General features: G+C 34.8%; 12 protein-coding genes. 2 read left to right on the forward strand and 10 right to left on the reverse strand.

All coding sequences use genetic code 11. The features are described from left to right. Positions 1-228 precede the first annotated feature (228 nt). Together BMY96_RS13780 and BMY96_RS13785 are read left to right on the forward strand one after the other, a co-directional pair. Positions 229-2,790, forward strand: coding sequence for a circularly permuted type 2 ATP-grasp protein (locus tag BMY96_RS13780; RefSeq protein WP_092853180.1), 2,562 nt, complete (start codon positions 229-231; stop codon positions 2,788-2,790). A 2-nt stretch (positions 2,791-2,792) separates the two neighbouring features. After that, complete coding sequence (locus BMY96_RS13785; RefSeq protein WP_092853182.1) at positions 2,793-3,683, forward strand: transglutaminase family protein; 891 nt, start codon at positions 2,793-2,795, stop codon at positions 3,681-3,683. Between the two features lie 359 nt (positions 3,684-4,042). Here the strand turns inward: BMY96_RS13785 and BMY96_RS13790 are convergent, their stop codons facing one another. From BMY96_RS13790 to BMY96_RS13835, 10 genes are all read right to left on the reverse strand, one after another. Further along, positions 4,043-5,044 carry a TlpA family protein disulfide reductase gene (locus BMY96_RS13790; protein ID WP_092853184.1) on the reverse strand — a complete coding sequence of 334 codons (1,002 nt, stop codon included), beginning with the start codon at positions 5,042-5,044 and terminating at the stop codon, positions 4,043-4,045. Positions 5,045-5,074: 30 nt separating this feature from the next. Continuing rightward, entirely contained in the window at positions 5,075-5,521 is a 447-nt protein-coding gene (locus BMY96_RS13795; RefSeq protein ID WP_092853186.1) for a protein-disulfide reductase DsbD domain-containing protein, read from the reverse strand. A gap of 158 nt (positions 5,522-5,679) precedes the next feature. Then, positions 5,680-7,917, reverse strand: coding sequence for a TonB-dependent receptor (locus BMY96_RS13800; protein ID WP_092853188.1), 2,238 nt, complete (start codon positions 7,915-7,917; stop codon positions 5,680-5,682). Between the two features lie 137 nt (positions 7,918-8,054). Next, positions 8,055-8,462 carry a hypothetical protein gene (locus BMY96_RS13805; protein ID WP_139205261.1) on the reverse strand — a complete coding sequence of 136 codons (408 nt, stop codon included), beginning with the start codon at positions 8,460-8,462 and terminating at the stop codon, positions 8,055-8,057. Positions 8,463-8,706: 244 nt separating this feature from the next. Continuing rightward, on the reverse strand, positions 8,707-9,690 hold the full coding sequence (locus BMY96_RS13810) for a PorP/SprF family type IX secretion system membrane protein (protein ID WP_092853192.1): 984 nt from the start codon (positions 9,688-9,690) through the stop codon (positions 8,707-8,709). A gap of 3 nt (positions 9,691-9,693) precedes the next feature. Continuing rightward, positions 9,694-17,940 carry a T9SS type B sorting domain-containing protein gene (locus BMY96_RS13815; protein WP_092853194.1) on the reverse strand — a complete coding sequence of 2,749 codons (8,247 nt, stop codon included), beginning with the start codon at positions 17,938-17,940 and terminating at the stop codon, positions 9,694-9,696. 80 nt (positions 17,941-18,020) lie between these two features. Beyond that, positions 18,021-20,558 (reverse strand): PorP/SprF family type IX secretion system membrane protein, encoded by a 2,538-nt coding sequence (locus BMY96_RS13820; RefSeq protein ID WP_092853196.1) that lies wholly within the window; start codon positions 20,556-20,558, stop codon positions 18,021-18,023. 1 nt (position 20,559) lies between these two features. After that, complete coding sequence (locus tag BMY96_RS13825; RefSeq protein ID WP_092853198.1) at positions 20,560-21,999, reverse strand: T9SS type B sorting domain-containing protein; 1,440 nt, start codon at positions 21,997-21,999, stop codon at positions 20,560-20,562. A 122-nt stretch (positions 22,000-22,121) separates the two neighbouring features. After that, positions 22,122-23,447, reverse strand: coding sequence for a hypothetical protein (locus BMY96_RS13830; RefSeq protein ID WP_092853200.1), 1,326 nt, complete (start codon positions 23,445-23,447; stop codon positions 22,122-22,124). A gap of 225 nt (positions 23,448-23,672) precedes the next feature. Beyond that, positions 23,673-24,119 carry a hypothetical protein gene (locus BMY96_RS13835; protein ID WP_092853202.1) on the reverse strand — a complete coding sequence of 149 codons (447 nt, stop codon included), beginning with the start codon at positions 24,117-24,119 and terminating at the stop codon, positions 23,673-23,675. Between the last annotated feature and the right edge of the window lie 47 nt (positions 24,120-24,166).

The following is a 24,166-nucleotide window of genomic DNA, read 5'->3' on the forward strand; positions in this document are numbered from 1 at the left end:
GCCTGCCGGCAGGCAGGTTACCCAAAAAGGGTCGGGCTTTCCGTTGTATCTTTTTTTGCCATTTATGGCAGCAAAAAAAGGATGTCACTTCAATCCCTAACGCAATGGTGCGCACAACCCCAAAACAGTGCAATCCCAAGCTATTTTCTTTAAATAAAAAACCATACCACATCTTTAGTACTTATAACAAGATTTTACATTAATTTTGCATTTCTATAATCTCAAAAAATGCCCATTACAACTAAACCATTATTCCAGGATTACTTTTCTGATTTTAAAGGCTACGACGAGGTTTTAAAACCCGATATGTCTATTAATACAGAATGGAAAACACTGTTAAACAAATTTTCTGAAGTCGGCACCGAAAATCTTCTCTCTAAACAAGACGAGATAAATTGGCTCATGGAAGAAAATGGTGTAACCTATAACGTGTATAACGATCCACATGGTCTTAACCGTTCTTGGGGTTTAAATGTAGTACCTTATGTTATCCATCAAACCGAATGGGAATCAACCATAGAAAAAGGTATTAAGCAACGCGCCGAATTACTAAACCTTATTTTAAAAGATATTTATGGTAAGCGCGAACTAATTAAAAACGGTATTGTACCCGAAGAGGTTGTTTTAGCACACCGTGGTTTTTTACGTCAATGCGATCAAATTCAATATAAAACAGCAAAACAATTACAAATCTACTCGTTAGATTTAGCTCGTGGACCCGATGGGCGTATGTGGGTAGTTAGCGATCGTACGCAAGCGCCTTCTGGTATGGGTTATGCTCTAGAAAACAGGTATGCGCTTAACCGTGTTGTGCCCGATGTGTTCGAAAATATTAATGTTAAACAACCGCTAGCGTTTTTTAACGATTTAAAACAAATGCTAATTGAAGCCGCACCGCAAAACCACAGCAACCCCAATATAGTTATCCTTACTCCTGGTCCGCATAACGAAACCTATTTCGAGCATTCGTATCTCGCTTCGTTTTTAGGATATCCTCTAGTAATGGGTAGCGATTTAGTGGTTCGTAATGGTAAGTTATGGCTTAAAACACTTAAAAAACTAAAGCAGGTCGATGTGGTTCTAAGACGTGTAGACGATGCTTTTATGGATCCTTTAGAACTACGAGAAGATTCTTATTTAGGCGTTGCAGGCTTACTAGAAGTGGTACGAGAGCAACAAGTAGCTGTAGTAAATCCTATTGGCTCTGGCATTTTAGATAATTCGGGCTTAATTCCGTTTATGAATGCCATTTGCAAGTACTTTTTTAAAGAACCTTTAATACTACCGCAAATTGCATCGTGGTGGTGCGGACAAAAAAAGGAATTCGATTATGTTATAGAGCATTTAAAGGATTTGGTGGTAAAACGTATAGATCGTTCTAACCGAGAGAACATTTATTTCTGCGAGTTTCTAGACGACAATGCGCTTAAAAAATTAAAAGACGAAATTGCCTTAGCACCTTATCAATTTGTGGCTCAAGAAAAAATATCCTTTTCAACAGCACCAAATTTTGTAAAAGGCAAATTAGAACCTCGAAAAGTATCCTGTCGTACCTTTGCCATTGCTAAAAAAGATGGTTACAGCGTAATGCCTGGTGGCTTAGTGCGTGTAGCAGCCGATAGAAAAAAAATATTTGTATCCAATCAACGTGGTGGTATTAGTAAAGATTTCTGGATCGTTTCAGATGCTGTTCAAAACCCATTACGTAATTACGCGTGGGATTCGTCATCAAACAATACCATTTCAGATATTAACGATTTATCGAGTAACACCGCCGAAAACCTATTTTGGTCGGGGCGTTATTTAGGACGCTCGTTAGTTACTGCACGTTACTTACGCGTGGTACTTAATAGAATGAATCAAGAGCAATCCACCACACGTAAATCAGATTCAGATACTTTAATTTTACTGTTTCAATCTATAACCAATATTACCTCTACATTTCCAGGGTTTGTTGGCGAAGGTGCCGAAGCACGATTAAAAGAGCCTCTAAAAGAAATTTTATCGCTGTTAAAAGACGAAACTCGCATAGGTAGCCTTGCACAAACCATGAATAGCTTTAACAACGCTTATTACTCGTTAAGAAGCTTATGGTCTAAAGACATGTGGCGCGTTTTTGATGGCATTAAAAAACAATGGGAAAACTTTAATGGAGCTAAAGACTTTTCCATAAATAAACTTATAAAATTCCTAGACCGCATTATTACGCGCCTTATTGCATTTATGGCACTTATTGAAGAAAGCATATTAGTAAACCAAGGTTTATTACTATATTTTATTGGCTTGCAAACCGAACAATCGATGATGCATGTCGAGAAATGCCGCTCACTACTCGTTATAAACTACGAAGAGCAAGTACAATATGAGGTCCTAGAGGCTCTTTTAAATAGCAACGAAAGTCTAAATATTTATAGATATAGTTACCGGTCCTATTTAAGTGTAGAAAATGTAATAAAACTATTGTTGGTTGACAAAAATTATGCAAAATCCTTGGCCTATAAAATTACTCGTATAGAAAAAGATATATGCAGGCTTCCTTATTCTGAAGGTTCTAACACTGTAGCTGCTTGCAAAGCTAAAATTTTAAGAGCACATACCAAAATAGAAAGTTTAACTATAGAGCATCTTTTAACCTTAAACGACGATCATACCATACGACAAAATCTAGATGACGCCTTAGCCAAAATTAGCGAGCTATTGCATGAAACATCTATGGAGGTTTCAAATACCTATTTCAATCATTCGTACACTCAAAAGCAACTAACAAACCAAAACTTTCCACTACAATAACCATGTTATTTCAAATATCGCATACTACAAGTTATATATATGAAGTTGGTGTAACCTTCTGCCATAATATTGCTACCATAAAACCTAAGGATATGTTGGGACAAAAAGTGGTGGATTATAAACTAGAAATTAGTCCAACACCAACCGAATTTTCGGAGAAATTGGACTTTTTTGGTAATACCATTACGCGGTTCTCTATACAAGAGCAGCATAAAACCTTAAAAGTAACTGCGCTTAGTAAAATACTACGCGATCATACGTTAGAACCTGATATTTATAAATCGGAAAGCGGTCCAAAAATCACCTTAATAGAAGCTTTAGCAGCGCTAAAAACAGAAAATCGAGGTCATTTAGACATTAAACAGTTTGTATTAGAATCTATTTTAATTGCCAATATAACCAAAGATATTAGGGCTTACGCCGAAGTATCTTTTAAACCTAATCGTCCTATTTTTGAAGCGGCTTACGAGCTCATGGAACGCATTTTTAAAGATTTTGAGTTTAACCCTAATGTTACAAACGTAGCCACGCCCATACACGAGGTTATGGTTAACAAAAAAGGGGTTTGTCAAGATTTTGCACAAATAGCCATTGCTTGTATTCGTTCGGTAGGCTTACCAGCACGTTATGTAAGTGGTTATATTGAAACCTTACCACCTCCAGGAAAAGAAAAATTAGTTGGTACCGATGCTTCTCATGCTTGGTTTTCAATTTATATCCCATCGTTTGGCTGGGTAGATTTCGATCCTACAAACAACCAAATTCCAAAAGACCAACATATTGTTGTGGCTTATGGGCGCGACTATTACGATGTGCCGCCTTTAAAAGGTGTTATCTATAGCTCTGGAGCCAATAAAATGAAAGTGGCTGTAGACATTCGTCCTGCGGTTTAAAAATATATTTTACTTAGCTTAAAATTTGCCTATTGTAAGAAATAAAACGGATTTAATACTATATCTATTTGTTTAAATTAAACTGAAAAAATGGAATAGCTTGTTTGTTTTCTTGTTATCTCAAATAACAGCACTCTCTTAATAAGAATGAAACTTGATTAATTAACTTTTATCGAATTATTTTTTGATAATATTCGCTAAAGTTAGCACCTACAAAATAAATATTACACTTAGCAAGTATATTTATTTTTGCTAATTTTTGTTTAATTCTTCTTTAAACTATTTCAGGCATATCGATTTCTATATTCATAAGTTTTCACTTACTACAAAGGGATCAGTATTTTTACTTTGGCGTGAAATTAAATCTCCAACCTATCAAAAATCTTAGTTAGTTGTTTACTAGAAGGTCTAGGAGCATTATCATTAACAACAATGCCATTTGGATCGATTAAAATAAATCTAGGTATGGTGTTTACTTTAAAATCTCTAGCAAATTTTTGATCGCCTTTAGCATATAATTGCACACCTGTTAATTCTTTTTCCTTAACCATAGATTTCCACTTATCGTAAGCATTAGGGCTATCCAAAGAAATACTAACAAAGGCTATATTTTTACCATGATAAGCTTTTTCCACACGTTTTAGTGCTGGTATTTCGGCCTTACAAGGTCCGCACCATGTTGCCCATAAATCGATATAAACATACTTACCTTTTAAATCGTCTAAAGATGTACTACCGCCAGCATAATTTTCGTAATCGTTAAATTTTGGTGCAGCCTTTCCATTAAATAATGATGGTTTGCTATTTTTACTATACTCTAGTTTTAGCTTCTCCTTTAACATACCAAAACTTATATTTTCGTTTTTAACAAATGCAGCATCAACACTTGGCACTGCAGTTAACAGACTTTTAAATTCTTCAATACTTGAATTTAGCTTATTTTCAAATTCCGTTTTACTACTAGCCATTAAATCATCATAATCTAAAAGGCGCTCTTGTAACAATACTTTTTCGGCTAAATAATTATTTACATCTTCACCTATGCCCTCAAATTTAATAGTTTCATCAAATTCATTGGTATCCATCGTGAGTCTTAAATCATAGCCGTTTTCTAGATATACATTGGCTTGCTCCTGTCCATCAAACAATACATAGTTTCCTGATGCTACGTTTAAAGTATCGGAAAACGAACCGTCTGGATTTACTTTTATCGATTTTATAATAGCGTTTTGAGCCACCACTAAAGAATCGGACGTTGGGTTTGTAATTTTACCAGAAAGCGTTACATAATCTTTCTTTTCTTCTTTATTACAGGACACAAACGCTATTGCTACTAGTAATACACAAGCCAGTTTTTTCATAATTAAATATAAAGGTGTAGTATTTAAAATTTATTGAATGCTAAAGCTAAGGTTTTCAGGCTCCGGCATAATACATTGTTTATCATCGCAAACCATATACTCGATTTCGGCTTCAATGTTAAAAGGTGGTTTCTTTTTTAGCTTAATACGTTGTTTAAATTCGGTTTTAGTTTCAAAATATTTAACCTTCATATTAAAAGTTGGATCATCAACTGTTACGCCTTCTTCTTCTTTAGTATTGCCTTTTTTTAAATAATGACCATTACTTACAAAGCTAAAAATTGTGGGCATTGGTCCACCTTCTGGAACGGTTTGCGAATATAAATGCCATTTGGTATCAATGTTAGCAATGGCTATTAACTCATATTCAGAATCCGATATCTTTTTTACATCGGTTGTCCAATTAATAGGGTCTAAAATTTGTGCAAATGAATTTACGGAAAGTAACAGCACTACAATAACAACTAATTTTTTCATAATTATACTTTAAAAAAACGCATTTTGAACCATTTACAAAAATAACAAGAAAGTAAATGGTTTTAGGTGTATATGGGAACTAAAATTCTCACTAATTATTACTGTAAACACAAAAAGCGCACCATAACGGTGCGCTTTCTATAAAAATACTATTTTTTTTAGAATTTAACTGATATTTTACCTCTTAAAAAAAATGGAGCTCCTGGTGTAAAATGAATTTCTTCAACAGGATTAGGTTCGTTAAACAATCTACTCTCTGTAGCAAATTGAGTCTCGTTCCATTCGCTATCAAATAGATTTTCTACAATAACCCCAAACGTCCAGTTTTTAAGCGTGTAATTAAGGTTTAAATCGGTTATAAAATAGCCATCGGCAACTATAGAGTTATCTTCGTTAGCTGCCCTATCTCCTATCATTCTGTAACTAATTCCTCCAGAAAAATTATTCCAATCTTTAACATTTAATCCACCCGACGATGTAAAATCTGGTGCTAAAGGAATGTAATCTTCTCCACTAGCCTCTTCGCTACTTCTTGCGTATGTATAATTAACATCTGTATTAAAAAACACATAATCATTTAGTTGATATTGCAGTCCAAAATCGACACCAAAACGTTTTGTTTTTCCGCTTGGTTCCACAATTCCGGCATCGCCAACATAAACAAATTCTTGTTGTAAAAATAAGCTCCAAAGCGCCGCATTAATAACTAAGCGATCTGCGGGCTTAGAAATAATTCCTAAATCTGTACCAAATGCTGTTGGTAAAATATCCTCACCATTATTAGCAGTTACAACTCTAGTATCATTGGAGTGGTACCCTAATCCTGTTTTTGCAAACCACTGTAGTTTTGATGATGGTGCGTAAATAAAATTTAGCTTTGGGCTAAGTAACACCTTGTTTTCACTAGCGCTATCGTAAGTTTCGGTTAATAAATTTTCGTAATCGAAATTAAAATAATCCAAACGCAAGCCAGGATTAATAGTCCATTTATTTTTCTTGTACGTTACATTAGCATATGAAAATCCGTTTAACTCATCTACATTTCCAAAGGCTAAGCGCTCTAATAATTCTTGTCTGTTTTTGGTTCTAGATAGTTGCACATCGTTAACATCATCATATCTAAAACCAACACCTAATTCATACTTTAATTGCGCGTCATGATCTTTTAAATGCAATGTATGCTCGTAAGCCGTTTTAGCACCAACTATGGTTCTATCTTCATATTGACGAATTTGATCGCCGTTTACCTCATCTTCTAAAAAGAAAGTAAAGTTTGAAAACAACTCAAAATCGTATTTAGAAATATAAGCAGATGTTTTAATAGCCGAATGCTCATCCAACTGTTTTTTATGATTTAACCAGATATTTGTTCGGCTTGTGTTACCACCTTCGGTATCATCAATAGCACCAAAACGCCCAATTTGACCACTTTCTACGGCACGAACAGGAATTTGCCCAGAGGCATCCCATTTACTTTGAAAATGAGACATAGATAAAGTTAATTCTTGATCTATATAATTATTAAAGTTATATCGTCCCATGATGTTGATACGGTTAAAATTTTGAGGCGAATCGAACACACCATCAGACAGCATTACTTCTGATGCTAAATAAGCCGAACTATTTTCGGTATCTACCAACTTAAGCATACTTAAGGCTCTAACCGTATTAAACTGGCCTGCTTCCAGCGAAATAAGATTATTATCGATGGATTTTTTAGTATTAATATCTACATAACCTGCGGTGTTAAAGTTTCCCTTATCCGCATAGTAGGTTCCTTTTCCAAAATCTATATTATCGATAGTTTCTGGTATTATAAAGTGCATATCGGCATAGCCTTGTCCATGTGCATGAGATACCATATTTACCGGCATACCATCAACATCTATGGCGATATCTGTACCATGATCAATATCGAAACCTCTTAAAAATATTTGTTCTGCCTTACCACCTCCGGCATGCTGACCAATAATTAATCCTGGTATTTTTCTTAAAATTTCTTGAGATGTTTTTACAGGGTTTGTTTTTAAATCGACGTTTAAAAAAGTACTTAAAGTATTCACTTTTGATACTATTAAAACTTGATCTAAAGAGGCCTTAGAGATTAATAGAAACACATCGATATTACTATCTAAATGACTTTCATCTATTATTAGCTCTTGATTTTCAAAACCTAATTGATAGAAGTAAATGACATCGTTAACCGAAACATCATCAATTTCGAAATAGCCAGAAACATTTGTATACGTATAGCTACCTGTGGTTTTATTGTACACTCCAACACCTTGAAGCGGCTTATTACTTTCCTCTGAAATAACTGTTCCACTTAGCTCATGAGCATAACTTAGCCCAACGCTAAAAATGAATAACAGTCCTGTTATTATATTTTTTAACATTTTTTAATGTATTGCACTCCCTAGGACCATTAATTAAACTATTAATTCCCTTAGAAGTTGATAAGTAAAATTTGATTGTTTTATTTTAATTATAGTTTGTGTAGTAGTCTCATAAAAATGAATTACAAACTAATATACTAAGCACATTGTGGTGGTTCTATTAAACCATTAACATAGCCTTTAAGAACTTTTTGTTTATTGAAATTAAATGCAGATTGCCCTTTTAAAGACCAATCTAAATTTTGAATTTGGTAATCTTTATTTGTCTCTAAATGTTTATCTAATTTGAAATTTACTATTTCAAGTTTTTTTGAATCGCTTTCTGAATTTGAACTTTCTAAAACGGTATCAATAACCTCTAAAATTTCATGGCTATGCGTTTTCGTTACCGCATATTCTGTTTGAGTATGTTGGTGGTCGTGATGATGATGCTCATGACTATGACCCCCCGAAAATACAGTAGAAGCTTCAATACTATGAGATATGGTGTGTAGTAATTGACTAACCACATAATGTGAAGGTCCAAACACATAATATAAACTCATAGCTATTACGGCTATCTTTATAAAAAAAGAGTTTAATATGTTATGCGTAGTATTATCCATTTTAAACGTTGGCTGTCATTTTTTCCACGGCATTTTCAATTGAAAATACTTTAAATTTTATACGACTTTGTAATACTAACGAAAAAAAAAGAATCTCGGTTTTAAAAAACTCTAAAAAAAAACTTAAAATTATATTTAAATAACTGTTTGCTCTTTTAAAAACCTCAGCGTTTTAAAAGCTAATCTACTTTCTAATGGCACTTTGGGTACATGGACAATTACTAATATTTTGTAAGAAGTTTAACCCAATAGTTACCACATGTGTACCAGAATTATAAGCAGACAACTCGTTTGTAGTCACTTGGTAAGCATAACCAAAGTAAAATATTGATTTTTGAAAACCTACCATAGGTCCAATATTTAAAGGTTTAAAAAACTGATCGTTTAAGAATCGATAAGAAATTCCAGCCCAATAGTAATCGTAGTTTCTGTTATATTTTCTAAACTTAAAATTTAAATCTGTACTAGAACGCCTATCGCTACTAAACATTTGGTAATAGATTGATGGCTCGTACTCCAAACCACTTTTTTTAGGACCTTTAAAAATATACCCCGAATATACTTGGTAATTTAATAACAAGTTAGGTTCTGCAATCCTTATGTTTTCATCTATTTTTTTCTCTAAAATGTTATTGGCATTAATACTTAAAAATGCGCCTTTATACCTCAGCAAAGCTCCAACATCAAAATTACTGTTAGATGTTCGTCTGTCGTCTGTAACAAAAGGATCTATAATAGGGTTTTCGTAAGTAGTATTAAAATTATCAATATCAATACGAAAATTATTAACGTTATATGAAATACCAAAAGACAGGTATAATTTTTCGTAATAATCCAATATTAAATGGTGTGCAAACGAAATTTTACCACCAGTTTGTATAGTATTTCCGTTTCTATCATTATAAAAAGTAAACCCAAGACCAGAACGATCTGCTATTCTAACATCGGCGTAAATAGATTGGTTATCGGGTGCATTTTTTATGCCTACCCATTGTGTTAAACCGTTTGCTCTAATTTTTAAATTATCGCCAATACCAGCGTAGGTAGGCGAAACAACAAAATCATTATCGGCTAAATATTGTGTAAATACCGGCAAATTTAACTCTTGGCTATAACTGTTAGCGATAACCATGAGAAGCAGAATTGTATATAATTTTCTTAGTTTCATAATTTATCTATACAGTGTAAAATGTCCAACAAATTCACGTTTATTTCTAGGTTCGTTTAGCTTAACTAAATACCAGTAATCGCCAGAAGGTAATTCGATACCACCGTATTTACCATCCCACTTTTCGCCTATCCTTAAGGTCGCTATTTTTCGTCCATATCTATCAAAAATATCGAAGGTTAAATTTCTATATTGACTAGAACAACCAGGACCCCAAGTATCTAAATTACCATCGCCATTAGGTGTAAAGTAATTTGGAATACAAACATCAATAAATTCGAAAAATCGTGTTGCTGATACTTCGCAACCATTAGCATCAATTACAGTAACGGTATAATCTCCAGATTCGTAAATAAGGAAAGTATTTTCAGAGCCATTTGACTGTCCGTTAAATATATATTCATAAGGTGGTTCTCCTCCAGATGCTACTGCAACAATTTCGTTTAAACCGCCATCTTCAAGCACGAGTGCTAATGGCTGAAAAGTTTCAATTTCGAAAGGTATATTGTTATTTGTAATTTTAACACAACCATTAGGATGGCGTACAGAAATACTATGGTTTCCCGTACTTAAGTTTTCGAAAACACCAGTTCCGGTAGCAAAAGCTCCACCATCTAAAGCGTATTCTAATACAGAAGTATCTGTAATACTATCATCTACGGTTACAGTTACAGTATTGGTTACTCTATTGGTTCCTGCTGCATCGTTAATACATCCGTACTCAATTTCGGCTTGCGGATCTAAATTAACAGGGTCTGCCAACGGAATTGAAAACGGACTATCGCCACCACAATTTCCACTGTCTAAAATATACACCATTTTCTCTCCGCCTTCCAAGTCTTCAAACGTATACGTGTTTTGTCCCATTGGTAGTGGTATATATGTAATATCGTCTAAACTTACGCTAAATGGAGGATCTCCACCTAAAATTTCTACGGTAAACTCGCCCGTTTCATCACCTAAACAAGGTGCTTCGCTATCAATAGTATATCTAAATCCTAAAGGATCTGGTTGATCGATATCAAAATTATAAGTTACATAACACCCTAATTCATCTTGTACCACTATATCATAATTTCCTGGTGCTAAATCTTCAACAGTTTCAACATTAAAAAACTGATCTAATTGTGGAGATATGGCGTATTTAATGGTTCCTGTACCGCCAGTGGTTGTAATTTCTAACATACCGTCATTCTCACCGTTACACGTAACGTCTATTGGGTTAAACACGACTTCTAGCAATGTTCCTGCATTAGTTATTGGTGCATTTGATGATACTTCTAAACAATCACCACTTTCAACTTGAACGCGGTAATTTCCAACCGGAAGATTCGTAAATACTCCTGGACTATCTTGTGTAGCTCCAGTAATATCTGTTCCTGATGCATCCTGTAACGTGTAGATGTAGCTACCTAGGCCACCTTCCGCGGAAGCGATAATAACACCATTATCATCTCCTGCACAATTAATTGTGGCGTTTGTAGTATCTAAATTAACTATTAGCGTTGGCAGTGGATCTATAGTAATTTCGTTCGATACATTTGCCGAACAATTATTAGCATCGCGCACGTAATACATAAAGGTTCCTGTTGAAACTGGAATAGTAATAGAACTTGCAAAAGTACCTAGAGTACTTGTAAACGATGCTGTATCGCTATACTCGTAACTACCTGTTCCGCCAGAAGCGCTAAGCGTTAAAGTACTTTGTGTGGTACAGGTTTGAGAGGTTGTTTTAACCAAACTCGCTTCTATTTCTGTAGGCTGCGTAATCACAACATTTGTAGATGTAAACTCGCAGTTATAGCCATCGGTTATTACCACATTATATGTACCAACACTTAAATTATTAAAAACTGGTGAGGTTTGAGGTCCTGAAGTACTTACCGTTGGCGTTAGTTTATTAAGTGTATACGTGTAATTACTACCTTGGCCACCAGTAACACCACTTACAGTAATAGTTGCGTTGGCATCGCCATAACAAGCCAACATACTTGGAGTTGCTGTAATTGTAGCATCTATATCTGCTGGAAAATCTAAAACAATAACTTCCGAATCTATACATCCACCTGCATCTCTTACATTAACGGTATAAGATCCTGCAGATAAGTTAGAAAATGTACCGTTTGGAGAATAAGCAACCGATGCTGCTCCTGTTAACTCATATTCTAGGGTTCCCCAACCACCTGTTGCTGTTGCAGAAATGGTTCCTTGACCATCATCGCAAGTTACATTAGATGTTTCTAGGGCTATTAAATTAAGACCTTGAGTTGGCGATGAAATTATAACTGTACTATCTGCGGAACAAAAAGGACTCGCCGATTCTGTAATAACTACAGAATAGGTACCCGCTACTAGGCCATTAACCATTTCTGGATTGGTTGATGTATTAGCGCTAACTACGCCTAAAACTGAAGTAGACGAACTATCGAAAACCTCATAAGTATAAGCTCCAGAATACCCACTTACATTTAGTTCTAATGAACCAGAATTGCTTCCAAAACAGGTTACCGCTGTTGGTGTAGTTGTTATACTAGGTTGCGTAGCTTCTGGCATTACTATGGTGACATCTTCAACACATCCCGAAATATTATCGGTTACAGTTACAGTAAAGGTTCCTGAAGGCACTCCAGAAAACACATTACCTAATAATGAAATTGAAGATGGATTTGGTGCAATAGTATAGGAATATGCCCCCGAACCTCCGGCATCGTTCATTATTATTTGTCCGTCGTCATTATTACATGTTGAAAACACAGTAATATCTGGTAATACATTTAAAGGCGCTTGAATATCTACTGAAACCGTATTACCACAACCATTTGCATCTTGCACCTCAACAGTATGTGTTCCTGAAGGCAAATTTGAAATTGTAAAAGGAGCCGTTTTAGTTTGAAAAGCACCACCATTAACGCTATAACTATAAGGTGGTATACCCGACGTTGATAAATTCACATCGATTTCGAATTGACCATCGACTGCTGTACATTCGTTAGTTGCTAACGCTGTAATAATAGGTTCTGGGTCTGCATCTAATACAATAACTGGTGTTGTTTGTATACAACCATAAGCATCTATAGCATGAACGTAATAACTATTTGCATTGGCGTTAAACGAACTTACAACGTCCCATAAAGGATCTGAAGCTGCAGGTGGTGTTGCCGAAGTAGTTAATTGATACGCATAAGGTGCAGTTCCATTTGAAGCTATAGCACTAATAATTCCCGAATTAGGCGTACAATTAGCATTTTTATCTACCGAAGCTGTTAGTGATAATGCAACTGCCGATTCCCTTATTTCAAAAATAGTAGAAGCCGATTCGCAACCATCAAAAGTACCAGTACCATTTTCTGTAAAACGGATATAATATTCACCTACCGATAAGGTTCCTGGTGATGGTGTTGTTATGGTTGTTGGACTACCAAAAGTTACACCTACATTAATAGGGCCTTCTATTAAAACATTAGTATAAGCCCTGTATATTTCGTAATCTACAGAAGTTGTTGTGCTGTCAAAATTATCGATAGTAAACGTTACACTACCATTATCTTCACCTTGACACCTTACGTTATTAGGCACTACAGTAGAGGTTAATGATGATGCTGGTGCAATAGCGGCATCTGCAGATTTCACGTAATAGCAGTCGGTTACCAAATCGTGAACTACAAAAGTATATACAACACCTGGTGTTAAATTAGTAAAAGTTCTTTGGTTAGGAAAACCTATATCTGCTGGTAAATAACTTGATGTATATGGCGCCGAATTAAATTCTAAAATACCAAACTCGTAGCTTCCACTTCCAACCGCTGAAATAGCTTCAACAACTGCAGTTCCTCCTGTTGTACAATCTGGAACAACAGTAGTTACATCAATTAACAAATCGGAAGGCGGCGAAGCCATAACAACCTGTCTTGTAAAGCTACAGCCATTAGCATCGATAGCATTTACTGTATATGTTCCGAAATTAATAATACTAAATGTGTGATTTTCGTTTGTAACGGCAACATACGGGTTTCCAGAAATAGCATCGCCAAAATTATTGGTAATGTAATAGGTAAATGGTGCTGTACCTCCTGTAACGTTTTCTACGGTAATTGAACCTAAACTAGAACCTCCTGGATTATTACACGTTATATCAACCTTATCAATATCAAAATCTATAGCATCTGGTTCTAGTATTGGTAAGCTTTCGGTATCTATACAAGAATTACCGTCCGTTAAGGTTATGGTATAGACACCCGCTGGTAAACTTGTTGTTTGTGTACCGTAATCTGTTCCCGTAGTTTCATTATATACGCTTATAGTAAAAGGCGCTGTACCAACCGAATTGTTTATTGTAATATCTATGGCAGCGTTGCTATCATCATGACACAAAATAGGTTCAGTTTGTACTACTGAAATGATTTCAGGTAATGAAATAGCATTTATTGTTTCTACTGAAGACTCTGCCATACAGCCATTAGCATCGGTAATTTGAAATTGATACGTACCATCGGTAGCTACCGCATAAGTAAAAGCATTACCCGTAACTGAATTAGAACCACTAAAAGCCCCACCATTAAAAGAAACAGCATAAGTAAACGGTGCTACACCATCTGTAATTGTTCCTGTTATACTACCATCGGGAGATGCAGTACAATCTAAACCTTTTGTAATTACAGTTTCTATAAGTACAGGATCTAAGGGTGCAATACTATATGTTTCGCTATAGGTACAACCATTAGCATCTCTTACTTGCAAGGTGTAAGCTCCAGAAACTAACCCGTTAAAAACGTTTGAAGTTTGGTATGGCGTAGCCATTGCTGTTGGTGCGATAATCTGATATTCTAAAGTTGGTGTTCCTCCCGTTGTTGAAGTAATGGTTACGTTTGATGTTAATGCTGGACAACTTAAAGCTGTAGCACTAAAATCCATATCTGTTGGTGGATCTAAAGCTTGAATATTAATTGGAGCTGCAATAAATACACAGCCACTAGAATCTCTAATAGTTACTGTGTAAGTTCCTTCGGTTAAGCCTGTAAATGTAGTACCGTTTTGGAATGTTACACCATTTAGGCTATATGAATACGGCGCTGTTCCTCCTGAAACTCCTAAAACCGTAATTACGCCATCTGAAAAACAACTATAAGGTGTGGTTAAATCAACTGTTCCTATAACTGTAGCAAGCGTATCTATAGTTATGGTTTGAGCACTAGTTGTACAAACCTCGGAACCTACAGTATATTGAACTATAGCTTCGTAAGTCCCTTCTGCCAAACCTGTAAATGTATTAGAGTTTGAGTAGGTAAAGCCATTATCAATACTATAGGCTAAAGTATTACCATTGGCATTGGTAACGTTAAAGGTTATACTTCCTACATCTCCTGAATCTGAACATGCAATATCATTAGCATTAACTGTAAATTCTGGTGGAAGAATAGCCTCGACCTCAATAGATGTTTCAGCTATACAGTTATTAGAATCAACAACACGAATATTAAATACTCCCGAAGCTGTAACGGGTATTGTTGGCACCGTTTGAAAATCGGCCGCTCCATTTACAAAATAAAAATATGGCGCTGTTCCTCCTGTTGGGTAAACGGTAATTTCGCCATCGGTACACGTTAACGGCGTTGTAAGTGCCGAAGTTGCTTCTAAAAGATCGGGTTCAATAATTTCGATATCTTCCGTGTAAGTACAACCATCTTCAGTAGAGACTTCTACAGTATATACACCAGGATTTAAATTAGAAAACTCATAATTATTTGGTGTAATAGGCCCTACGCTATTTACTAAAGTTCCACCACTTGAAATAGAAAAATAATATTGCGGTCGCACATCATTGGCCGCTAAAGACATACTTCCTAAATCGCCATTACATAAAGGTTGGTTAATAACGGTTGAAACTGTAAAATCTGTTTGGCGTATCTGCACATCTGGAACCGTAAATACACATGGATTTGGGTCTACTCCTATTTGTTTAATGTATACGGTATAAATGCCCGCTGTGTTTACTGAAAATGTATTATTTGATTGGTAATTTACATTATCAATACTAAACTCGTAACCACTAGGCACACTCCCAACAACAATCTGCCCTGGAGTTGTACAATAAATATCTCTAGACGTTACTGTAGGCTCTAGTAAATTACTGTAAACATTAAAATAAAACTGGTTAAAACAACCTCCATCATAATTTAAGGTTAATCTAAATTGACCTGCTGTATCTGCTAAAAAATTAGGACCAGTTTCTACCTGAGTCCATGTACAAGCTGCATCTTCGTTAGCACAGTTTGGGTTAACTTCGGCAGTACAACTACTTTCATCTAATTGTTCCCAAATAATTGACGTGGTATCTGTAATATTGGTTTCTATATTTCTTGGCCCATTTACACCACATAAGAATATATTTGGTAATTCTTTTCCATCATTAGGACAGATAACAACTTCGTCGGCAAAAGGTATTACCGGATTGGTAACATCTGCTCCAAATGTAATAACCTCAAATTCTTGTTCTGTTGATTGGCAAGGCGCTACAGCTGTATTGCTTACATAGTAGGTTCCTGTTTCGGTTACTGTAATAGATTGTGTTGTGCCTATTACTGGTGTTCCTGACGGACTCGTAGACCATGAATATGAATCGTAACCACTACCCGACGTTAAAACCGTACTAGCTCCACATAAAATAACTTCTTCTTCAAAAACGCAATCTATATCTGCTAAAAAGTTAGTTGCTCCCGGTATAAGTAAACACCCTGTATTAGTATTAAAACTAGGATCGTCTGATATTGTAAACGTAGGGTTTAATGTTCCGTTATAGGTAGAATATGCTTGATTACTAATAACATTCGAGCAGGCATCATTTAATAAACTACAGCTTGAAACCACGGTAACTTTAAATCGGATTTCTTGAATAGGGTCATTTTCTTCTACCACAGAATTATCTACACTAAAAACTAATTCTCTAGTAGATGCATCATAGCTTTGTACGGAAACACCCGTTGGTAACAGCCCAATATCACTAGGATAATTAAAAACCACATTGGTAGGAAGGATGTCTCTAATTATAAGATTTGTTGCATCATCATTACCGGTATTTTGGAAGCCTAAAACATAATTTAATTCGTCTCCTAAATTAACTAGCATGCCTCCAATATCATTACCAGCAGCATCTTCAACAATTTTGGTTAAAACAATATTGGGTTCTATAATATCGACGGCTAAAGAGAAAAAATAAGGAAAAAAAGTATCTCCACTTGTTTCTAAGCGCACTGTTGCCGAAGTGGCATTATTTGCTATTACTGAATTTGACGGATTAGGTACAACAATGACTCCAGTATCAAACCCTAGTGTGTTCGTACTATTAGGGTTTCTATTAGTAACAGGTAAAGCGCTTAATTGCGTCACCGAACTATTAAAGAAGTTTGTTTGAGGGCGATCTGCGGTAGATAAGTTCAATCCATTTAAAAGTAATTGATCGCCAACAATTGGACTATCACCTTCTAAAGTCGCAAATGCAAAATTTGCTCTTACCGGTGATGGTGCAGGAACAGTTCGAAAACCAGAAACAGGAACATCTAGCGTTGCATTACCACCCGCAATACTTATAGCACTAAAGCCGTCAAAACTAGTAATGGATTTACCCGGTAATGTAGGGTCTTCGTAAACAATATAAAGCGACCAACCAGCCGAATTTCCTGTACCATTTCTTGGTATAAAATTTGCTGTTTCTCCCTGTAAAGACGAAACGTTGGCCATTGTGTATGTACCCAAATCGGTTGCCAGTGAAGTTACTATAGCGGTTACATCTGCAAAACAAGCATATGGAAAACTATCTCCATTATCTACCGAGGTACCATTGGCATTAAAAATAACTGTTCCCGTTACATCGTGGTAGCCTCCCGTAGGCCCTTTAAATTTAACCTCTGTAATGGGTTCGTTTCCGCTAGTAACGGCTCCCCAGTATAAACCTGCATGAATGATTCTATAACATCCTGGATTAGGAATTGTTAAATCTGCACTAGATGAACTGAATGTTGAAGGATCTCCATCGATATCAATATATACCATATTAACATCATGATTGTAAATGCCTGTGTTATTAAACGCATCGTTACCTGGTCCTAAAATATTATTACCAATTAATTGGATGTCTCCTTTTAAATCTTGATTAAATCTAGGCGCGAAAGGCACAAAGTTTTGGGCGTAAAGCGGTATACTCACAGCGAGTAAAACTAAAAAAAGTCCAATGTTTTTAATTGTAGTTTTTTTCATGTTGCCTATATTATTTTCAACTTATAAGTTAAACTATCCAAATTCAACAAAAAGCACCATAATGTTATATTTAAAATCATTTAGTTCTGTATTTTAACCATAGACATTTTACTGTTTAATGGTTTACTTCCTTTACTTTTATCTAGCGCAACTTTAGCTTGACTTATACTACTATACTTTTCGCTATAAATGTAATATTTACTACTATTTATATCATAGAAGAAGTCCACATTATTTTCCCCAGACTGAATAGCTTTCTTTAAAAACTCATCTCTTTTAGCTACATCTTTATGTACGGCAATTACTAAATAATAGCCTTCATCAACGTTATTAATACCATTTACTATTTGAATGTTGCTAAGTGGCTCTCCAAAATCAAAATCTTCTGTTGTTAATACTTTTGCACTTGGTTCTGTAAATTTCTTTATGCGCTCTAAGGCTGATCTATCTTTATTATATCTATCCTCTTCATTATCATAATCGGCACGTTTTATTCGTCGTCTTCTTTCAAAATCGGTTGCTAACTTAATATCTGTTAAGGCCAAAATTAATTTCTGTTTCTTTTGTTGTGCTTTTGAAATGTCGGTTTTCAATGCTTCTATAGTATTTACATATTCAATATTTACAGCATCATTTTTATCTTTTACTTTTTTAAGTCTTTCCTCATATAGAGCTTCTATTTCTGTAATTTTAGCTTTACCAAAACTTATTGAATTATCAATTTTAAGTTTTAAGCTTTCTATTTCGGCATTTTCTGCTGAAACACTTTTAAATACTTTTGGCTGACTAACAATGCCTTTTTCACTTAAATCGTTTTCTTCTTTTAAGTTATCTAAATCCTCTTGCTTACTGTCTACTTTTTCATTTAACTGATTAAATAGTAGCGCTTGAGATTTTAATGCATCATCTCTAGACTTTTTAAACTCAATTAAAACTTCATCTAAAAGAACTTCTTCTATTTGTTCCTCGCTCTCTTCTTTCGCATTAGCTTCTGCTGCTGCTTGAACTCTTGCTTGTTCTGCTATTCTGGCTTGTTCTAGCTCTTCTGCTTCTAATCTTGCTGCTTCTATTTCCTTAGCCTTAGCTGCTGCTGCTTGAACTTTTTCTTGTTCCGCTATTCGTGCTTGTTCTTGCTCTTCTGCTTGAACTCTTTCTGCTTCTTCTTCCTTAGCTTTAGTTTCTGCTGCTGCTTGAACTCTTGCTTGTTCCGCTATTCGTGCTTGTTCTTGCTCTTCTGCTTGAACTCTTTCTGCTTCTTCTTCCTTAGCTTTAGCTTCTGCTGCTGCTTGAACTCTTGCTTGTTCGGCTATTCGTGCTTGCTCTAGCTCTTCTGTTTCTAATCTTGCTGATTCTATTTCCTTAGCTTTAGCTTCTGCTGCGGCTTGAACTTTTGCTTGTTCTGCTATTTTGGCTTGCTCTAGCTCTTCTGCTTCTAATCTTGCTGCTTCTATTTCCTTTGCTTTAGCTGCTTCTGCTGCTTGAACTTTTGCTTGTTCCGCTATTCGTGCTTGCTCTTGCTCTTCTGCTTCTAATCTTGCTGCTGCTTCCTTTGCCTTAGCTTCTGCTGCAACAACTTTAGGCGTTTTAGATTTTGGTGTATTAGTCGTTTTCTTTTTTGATGGCTTTTTGCGCGCTTTAAATGTTCTACGTTTTTTGTTAGATGACATTAGCAAACCATCCTCATCATCATCACCGCTATAATCGTATCTATAGTTATTATTGAATTTATAAGCAATTGTAATATCATGAGAATTTCCGAAGGCTGAAAATCCTCCTGCACCTTTTTCATAGTTATATTCAACAGCAATTTGGTTAGTAACATTTAAACCTATTCCCGCAGAAATTGCATATAAACTGTTATAGCCCGCTTGCGCCCAAATACCTTTTGGTACCATAAGCATTACCATACCTGAAATAACTGTATTGTCTTTTTTAAAGTCTGAACTAATTAAACCTGTAAACTTACTTTCATCAAAAAAACCACGCGTATTTACATAACCCGTATACAACAAATGCGCCTGAAGGCTTTGCTCTGGATTATCTTCAATCATTTTTGAGTTAGTAAAATTATAGGCTACTAAATTGTTAACCGAAACCCCAAAATCGAAAAAATCGAGACCATAATTTATACCCGGGTTAATAGTTATTACCGAACTTGAAGGGTAGTTATCTATAGAAGCATCGGTTACATTGGTAACCACAGCACCTTGATTTATACCACTTTTATAAAAACCTAGATTAAGCCCAAAAGTTAAATTGCTGTACCTATCAACTACGGCATTGTATGCAAAATTGGCAACTCCACCAAAGGTATTAAGTATCCCATAATTTTGTTGAAACAGACTTAAACCAGCCCCAACATTTTCTCGAAACCTACCGGAATAACTAAACAAATAAGTTTCTGGAGCATTATCAAATTGTGCCCATTGCCGATTATTATTAATGCTTATATATTTATTTTGCTCTCTTACAAAACTAAAGGTTGGGTTAATAAATTGTTTATTGAATTTTAATGAATTTCGGGCAGGTATATTAAACGCCACAACTCCATCCGCTTGAGAATAGAGTTGCTGTATAATACAGAAAAATAGAACTATATGACATAGATATTTTTTCATGCTACCTTAATACGGTTATTGAACCTTTTTTTGTTTTACCATTAGCTGTGGTTATTATATAATAGTATAGTGGATTTATATCTTTAAAATCGATTTGTTTTTCTGGCCAATTGTTTTGATAATTCTTGGTTTGTAAAACAATATTGCCTTGGGCGTTTATAATTACTACTTCGGTATTAGTCCCATTTGCATAAGCTTTAGGTATTATCCATGTATCATTTGCTCCGTCGCCATTTGGACTAATTACATTCGGAATTTTTTCGACGCTAGGAAATGTGGATTGCGCAGTAAAATTATATGTTGTTGATGATTTGCAACCTACCGTTTGCGTAACAGTAACTTTATATGCACCAACTTCTGAAACTTCGTAGCTATTTGTAGTTGCGTTTTCAATTAAAACATCATTAAAAAACCACGAAAACTCATAATCATTAGTCATAGTTGAAACGGTGGCTAAAAAAGATTCATTTTCATCTAACTCATTAACATCCTCTAGATTTATGGAACTAGAAAATTGAGAAGCATCTAAATTTATAGTCGCACTCGTCATACAACTTCCTAAATCGATGTTTACCGTGTATTCGGCAGTTTCATTGGTTTCTAGCATTTGCTTTGTAGCGCCTTCAATTGCTTCACCATTTTTAAACCATTGGTATCCATTGGCGTTAATAGCACTTAATACGGTTGGACCATCGGTTGAGCAATATGGGTTTCCTAAACTAGAACTAATATTACTTTTGGAGTCTGAAGCCGCCTCACTTATAGTTACACGATTAGAAAATGAATTTGATGTGCATGTTCCATAATTAGTTTCGGCAAAAAAGGTTCCTGGTTCGCTAACAGATAAGGTATTACCTTCTGAAATAAATACCGATGTTGTTGGACTAGTTTCTTTATACCAATTAAAGGTTAAAGAACTGTATTGTAATGGCGAATCATTTTCTGACCTGCCAGGGTTATCTATAGTTAAAAGGTAGCTTCCTCCAGAGCAATACACCCCAGAAGCTAACAAATTATTTATTGAGAAGGGCGTGTCTTGTAATTTAAAATAGGCAGGAAATGCATTAGAGCTTAAACTTGTTGATGTAGGTGCCGTACTTTTAATTCGGATTCTATAGGCTTCACCTGATGTTGTAGTAGGTACTGAAAAACTAAAAGTTACTGGCGATGTTGTAACAACTCCTGCATTAGAAATATAGACTTGCGTAGCATTAGAAAAACTACCTAATCCATCAGATAATTCTACAATAAATTGGTTTGAAGCTTCCAATTCAGATTCTGGTGAAAATGAAAAAGAAACATTATAAGTGTTAAAAGAAGGACTAGCACAGGCCTGCGTAAACTCTAAGTTTGGCTTACTAATTACGATTTGGGAGTACATTACATCGTTAAAATAAAAAACGAATAAAACCGGAATGTAAAATAAAGTAAATTTCCTCATGCCATTTTATTTTTTTAATAAAACATCTAGAAACTAATAGCCTATATAATAGTAGCATAATTAAAAATTTTCAAGATTTATGAGAGGGTAAATAGGAAAATATTGATACTAGGGTCTTAATTTCAATCCATTCTTAAATCTGGATCCACTTCGTTTGATGCTATAATTTTATTGATTCGTAATCTGTAATCTGGTCGTTTAGCACTTCTGGTATCTATAAAAGTTTCAAAATTATCACCTTTGGAATACACATTAAAAAATGCACTGTTACCGTACCAGTTTTCTAAGTCTTCATTATTAGAATTATATTCCACAAATATGTTTCCATTACAATTATTAAATAGCATAGCTGTAAAGTTTATTTTCTCTAAATTTTCTTGATTAATTGCTATTTTTTCATCTAAAATAACCGCTGGGTTAAATCCAGAAATAACACTCTTATTCATATTAAGCGCAGCATCCTTACCAATAAAAACAGCTTCTTGAACTAAATTCATTTTAATATCTGTCCCTAAATCTTTGCTATCATTTAAAAAGGTTAAATTTTTAGCATCCACACGTGTTCCGATTTTTGTAAAATCTACCTCATCTTTCTTACTATAGGATAACACTTGTAGGCATCTTGAACCTTCATTGCTAGAAACATAAGGGGAGCGAATAGCTATAGAATTAAGTATTTGGCATTGCGCTCCGTAATTAAATTTATAATCGTTGCTATTGGCTTTGTAAGATACCATATTATACATACTAAGGTTTCCTCCTAAAACTTCAACGGCATTACCAGCAGCATAGCTTACCATAATATTTTCTACTACAGTTTCATTACCCACACCTGCTAATAATAAACCACTAAAATAGTTACCACTAGCCACTCTTTTGCCGGCAAATTCAACTCTAACATAACTTAGTACCCCAGAACTATCCTCATTATTTTCGCCACCATAATTCACAGAAGAATAAGATTCTGAATTTAAATTGCTATGAAATGATGCTATTGAACCGTTACCAAATTTATTAGAAGGCGCATCTCCTAGTATGGTTATCCCACCCCAATCACCTGCTTTTTTAACGCTACGGTTAGATGTAAAAACAATTGGGTCTGTTGGAAGACCTTTTGCCATAATAGTAGCACCTTTAGCAATTGTAAGAGAACCAATAGAACTATAATCGCCTATAATTACTGTTCCTGGTTCGATTGTAAGTGTTACATTTTTAGAAACAAATACACTTCCTAGCAGTAAATACACCTCTTTTTTATAAAGCGTGGTATTTTCACTTATGCTACCTGTTAATATTTTTGTAGGCTCTAAGCTTTCATTTTGGTTTGGCCTAAAATCTGTCCAATTATTTAGCCAGTTCTCTTCGCCTACTATTCCCTTTTCTTGTTGAGCATAACTATTTACAGATATAACCAATAAAATGAATATATAATGGGTGAAATTTTTCATAATATTTTTTATTTAAAACTAAAGTTATTTGCTAATTTTAGATGACATTCAAAATTAGACAAAAATCCATGAAATACCAATTTTTTCGTTATATAACATACTTATAATGATTTTTACGCACAAGAAATCGATTAAATACCATTATAACCGTTAAAAACAAAGCATAATACTAACTACAAGCAACTATTCCTTACTTAAAACACTAAAAAGATAGATTATAAAAATTTAATGAAAATCGTTATATTGATGCAATGATTTCATTATGTCCTCGTAAAACAAAATACCAGAAATTAAACTACCAGTATCTGCATAGGGAAGATATTCCACTAGAAATGTGTTAGATTCTTCCATAAACGTATCGGTAGAATCAAACTGACTATCCAACGCCTTTTTATTATCGTTGTTAGTTGGAATACCTAAGGTAGCCATTGTAATACCAGGTTTTGTTGCAAAAGCAATATATGGCAATGTCTTAATTAAAACCTCTATACGCTCTGTATATAAGGTTATTAACTGTCCCTTGTGCATACGTTCTAGCTCACCTTTGTTATGGTATTTACTAATTGTTACTTTCTCACTAATAAAACTTTTAGGAGCTTTCTTTTTTTGTGCATAACTCATGCCTGTAAAGAATAAAAGGCCTAAACTTATTACTATAACCTTTATGTTCATGTTGTAGATTTTTGGGATTCTTAAACAAATTTATGTAATTAATCGTT

It is taken from the genome of Algibacter pectinivorans (assembly GCF_900112595.1).
In the GTDB taxonomy this organism is placed as follows: Bacteria; Bacteroidota; Bacteroidia; order Flavobacteriales; family Flavobacteriaceae; genus Algibacter_B; species Algibacter_B pectinivorans.

Excerpts from the sequence above, each read along its gene's own strand:
- BMY96_RS13780 (WP_092853180.1), top strand. The coding sequence starts at position 229 with ATGCCCATTACAACTAAACCATTATTCCAGGATTACTTTTCTGATTTT.
- BMY96_RS13790 (WP_092853184.1), bottom strand. The coding sequence starts at position 5,044 with ATGAAAAAACTGGCTTGTGTATTACTAGTAGCAATAGCGTTTGTGTCC.
- BMY96_RS13785 (WP_092853182.1), top strand. The coding sequence starts at position 2,793 with ATGTTATTTCAAATATCGCATACTACAAGTTATATATATGAAGTTGGT.
- BMY96_RS13795 (WP_092853186.1), bottom strand. The coding sequence starts at position 5,521 with ATGAAAAAATTAGTTGTTATTGTAGTGCTGTTACTTTCCGTAAATTCA.
- BMY96_RS13815 (WP_092853194.1), bottom strand. The coding sequence starts at position 17,940 with ATGAAAAAAACTACAATTAAAAACATTGGACTTTTTTTAGTTTTACTC.
- BMY96_RS13810 (WP_092853192.1), bottom strand. The coding sequence starts at position 9,690 with ATGAAACTAAGAAAATTATATACAATTCTGCTTCTCATGGTTATCGCT.
- BMY96_RS13825 (WP_092853198.1), bottom strand. The coding sequence starts at position 21,999 with ATGAGGAAATTTACTTTATTTTACATTCCGGTTTTATTCGTTTTTTAT.
- BMY96_RS13835 (WP_092853202.1), bottom strand. The coding sequence starts at position 24,119 with ATGAACATAAAGGTTATAGTAATAAGTTTAGGCCTTTTATTCTTTACA.
- BMY96_RS13820 (WP_092853196.1), bottom strand. The coding sequence starts at position 20,558 with ATGAAAAAATATCTATGTCATATAGTTCTATTTTTCTGTATTATACAG.
- BMY96_RS13800 (WP_092853188.1), bottom strand. The coding sequence starts at position 7,917 with ATGTTAAAAAATATAATAACAGGACTGTTATTCATTTTTAGCGTTGGG.
- BMY96_RS13805 (WP_139205261.1), bottom strand. The coding sequence starts at position 8,462 with ATGAGTTTATATTATGTGTTTGGACCTTCACATTATGTGGTTAGTCAA.
- BMY96_RS13830 (WP_092853200.1), bottom strand. The coding sequence starts at position 23,447 with ATGAAAAATTTCACCCATTATATATTCATTTTATTGGTTATATCTGTA.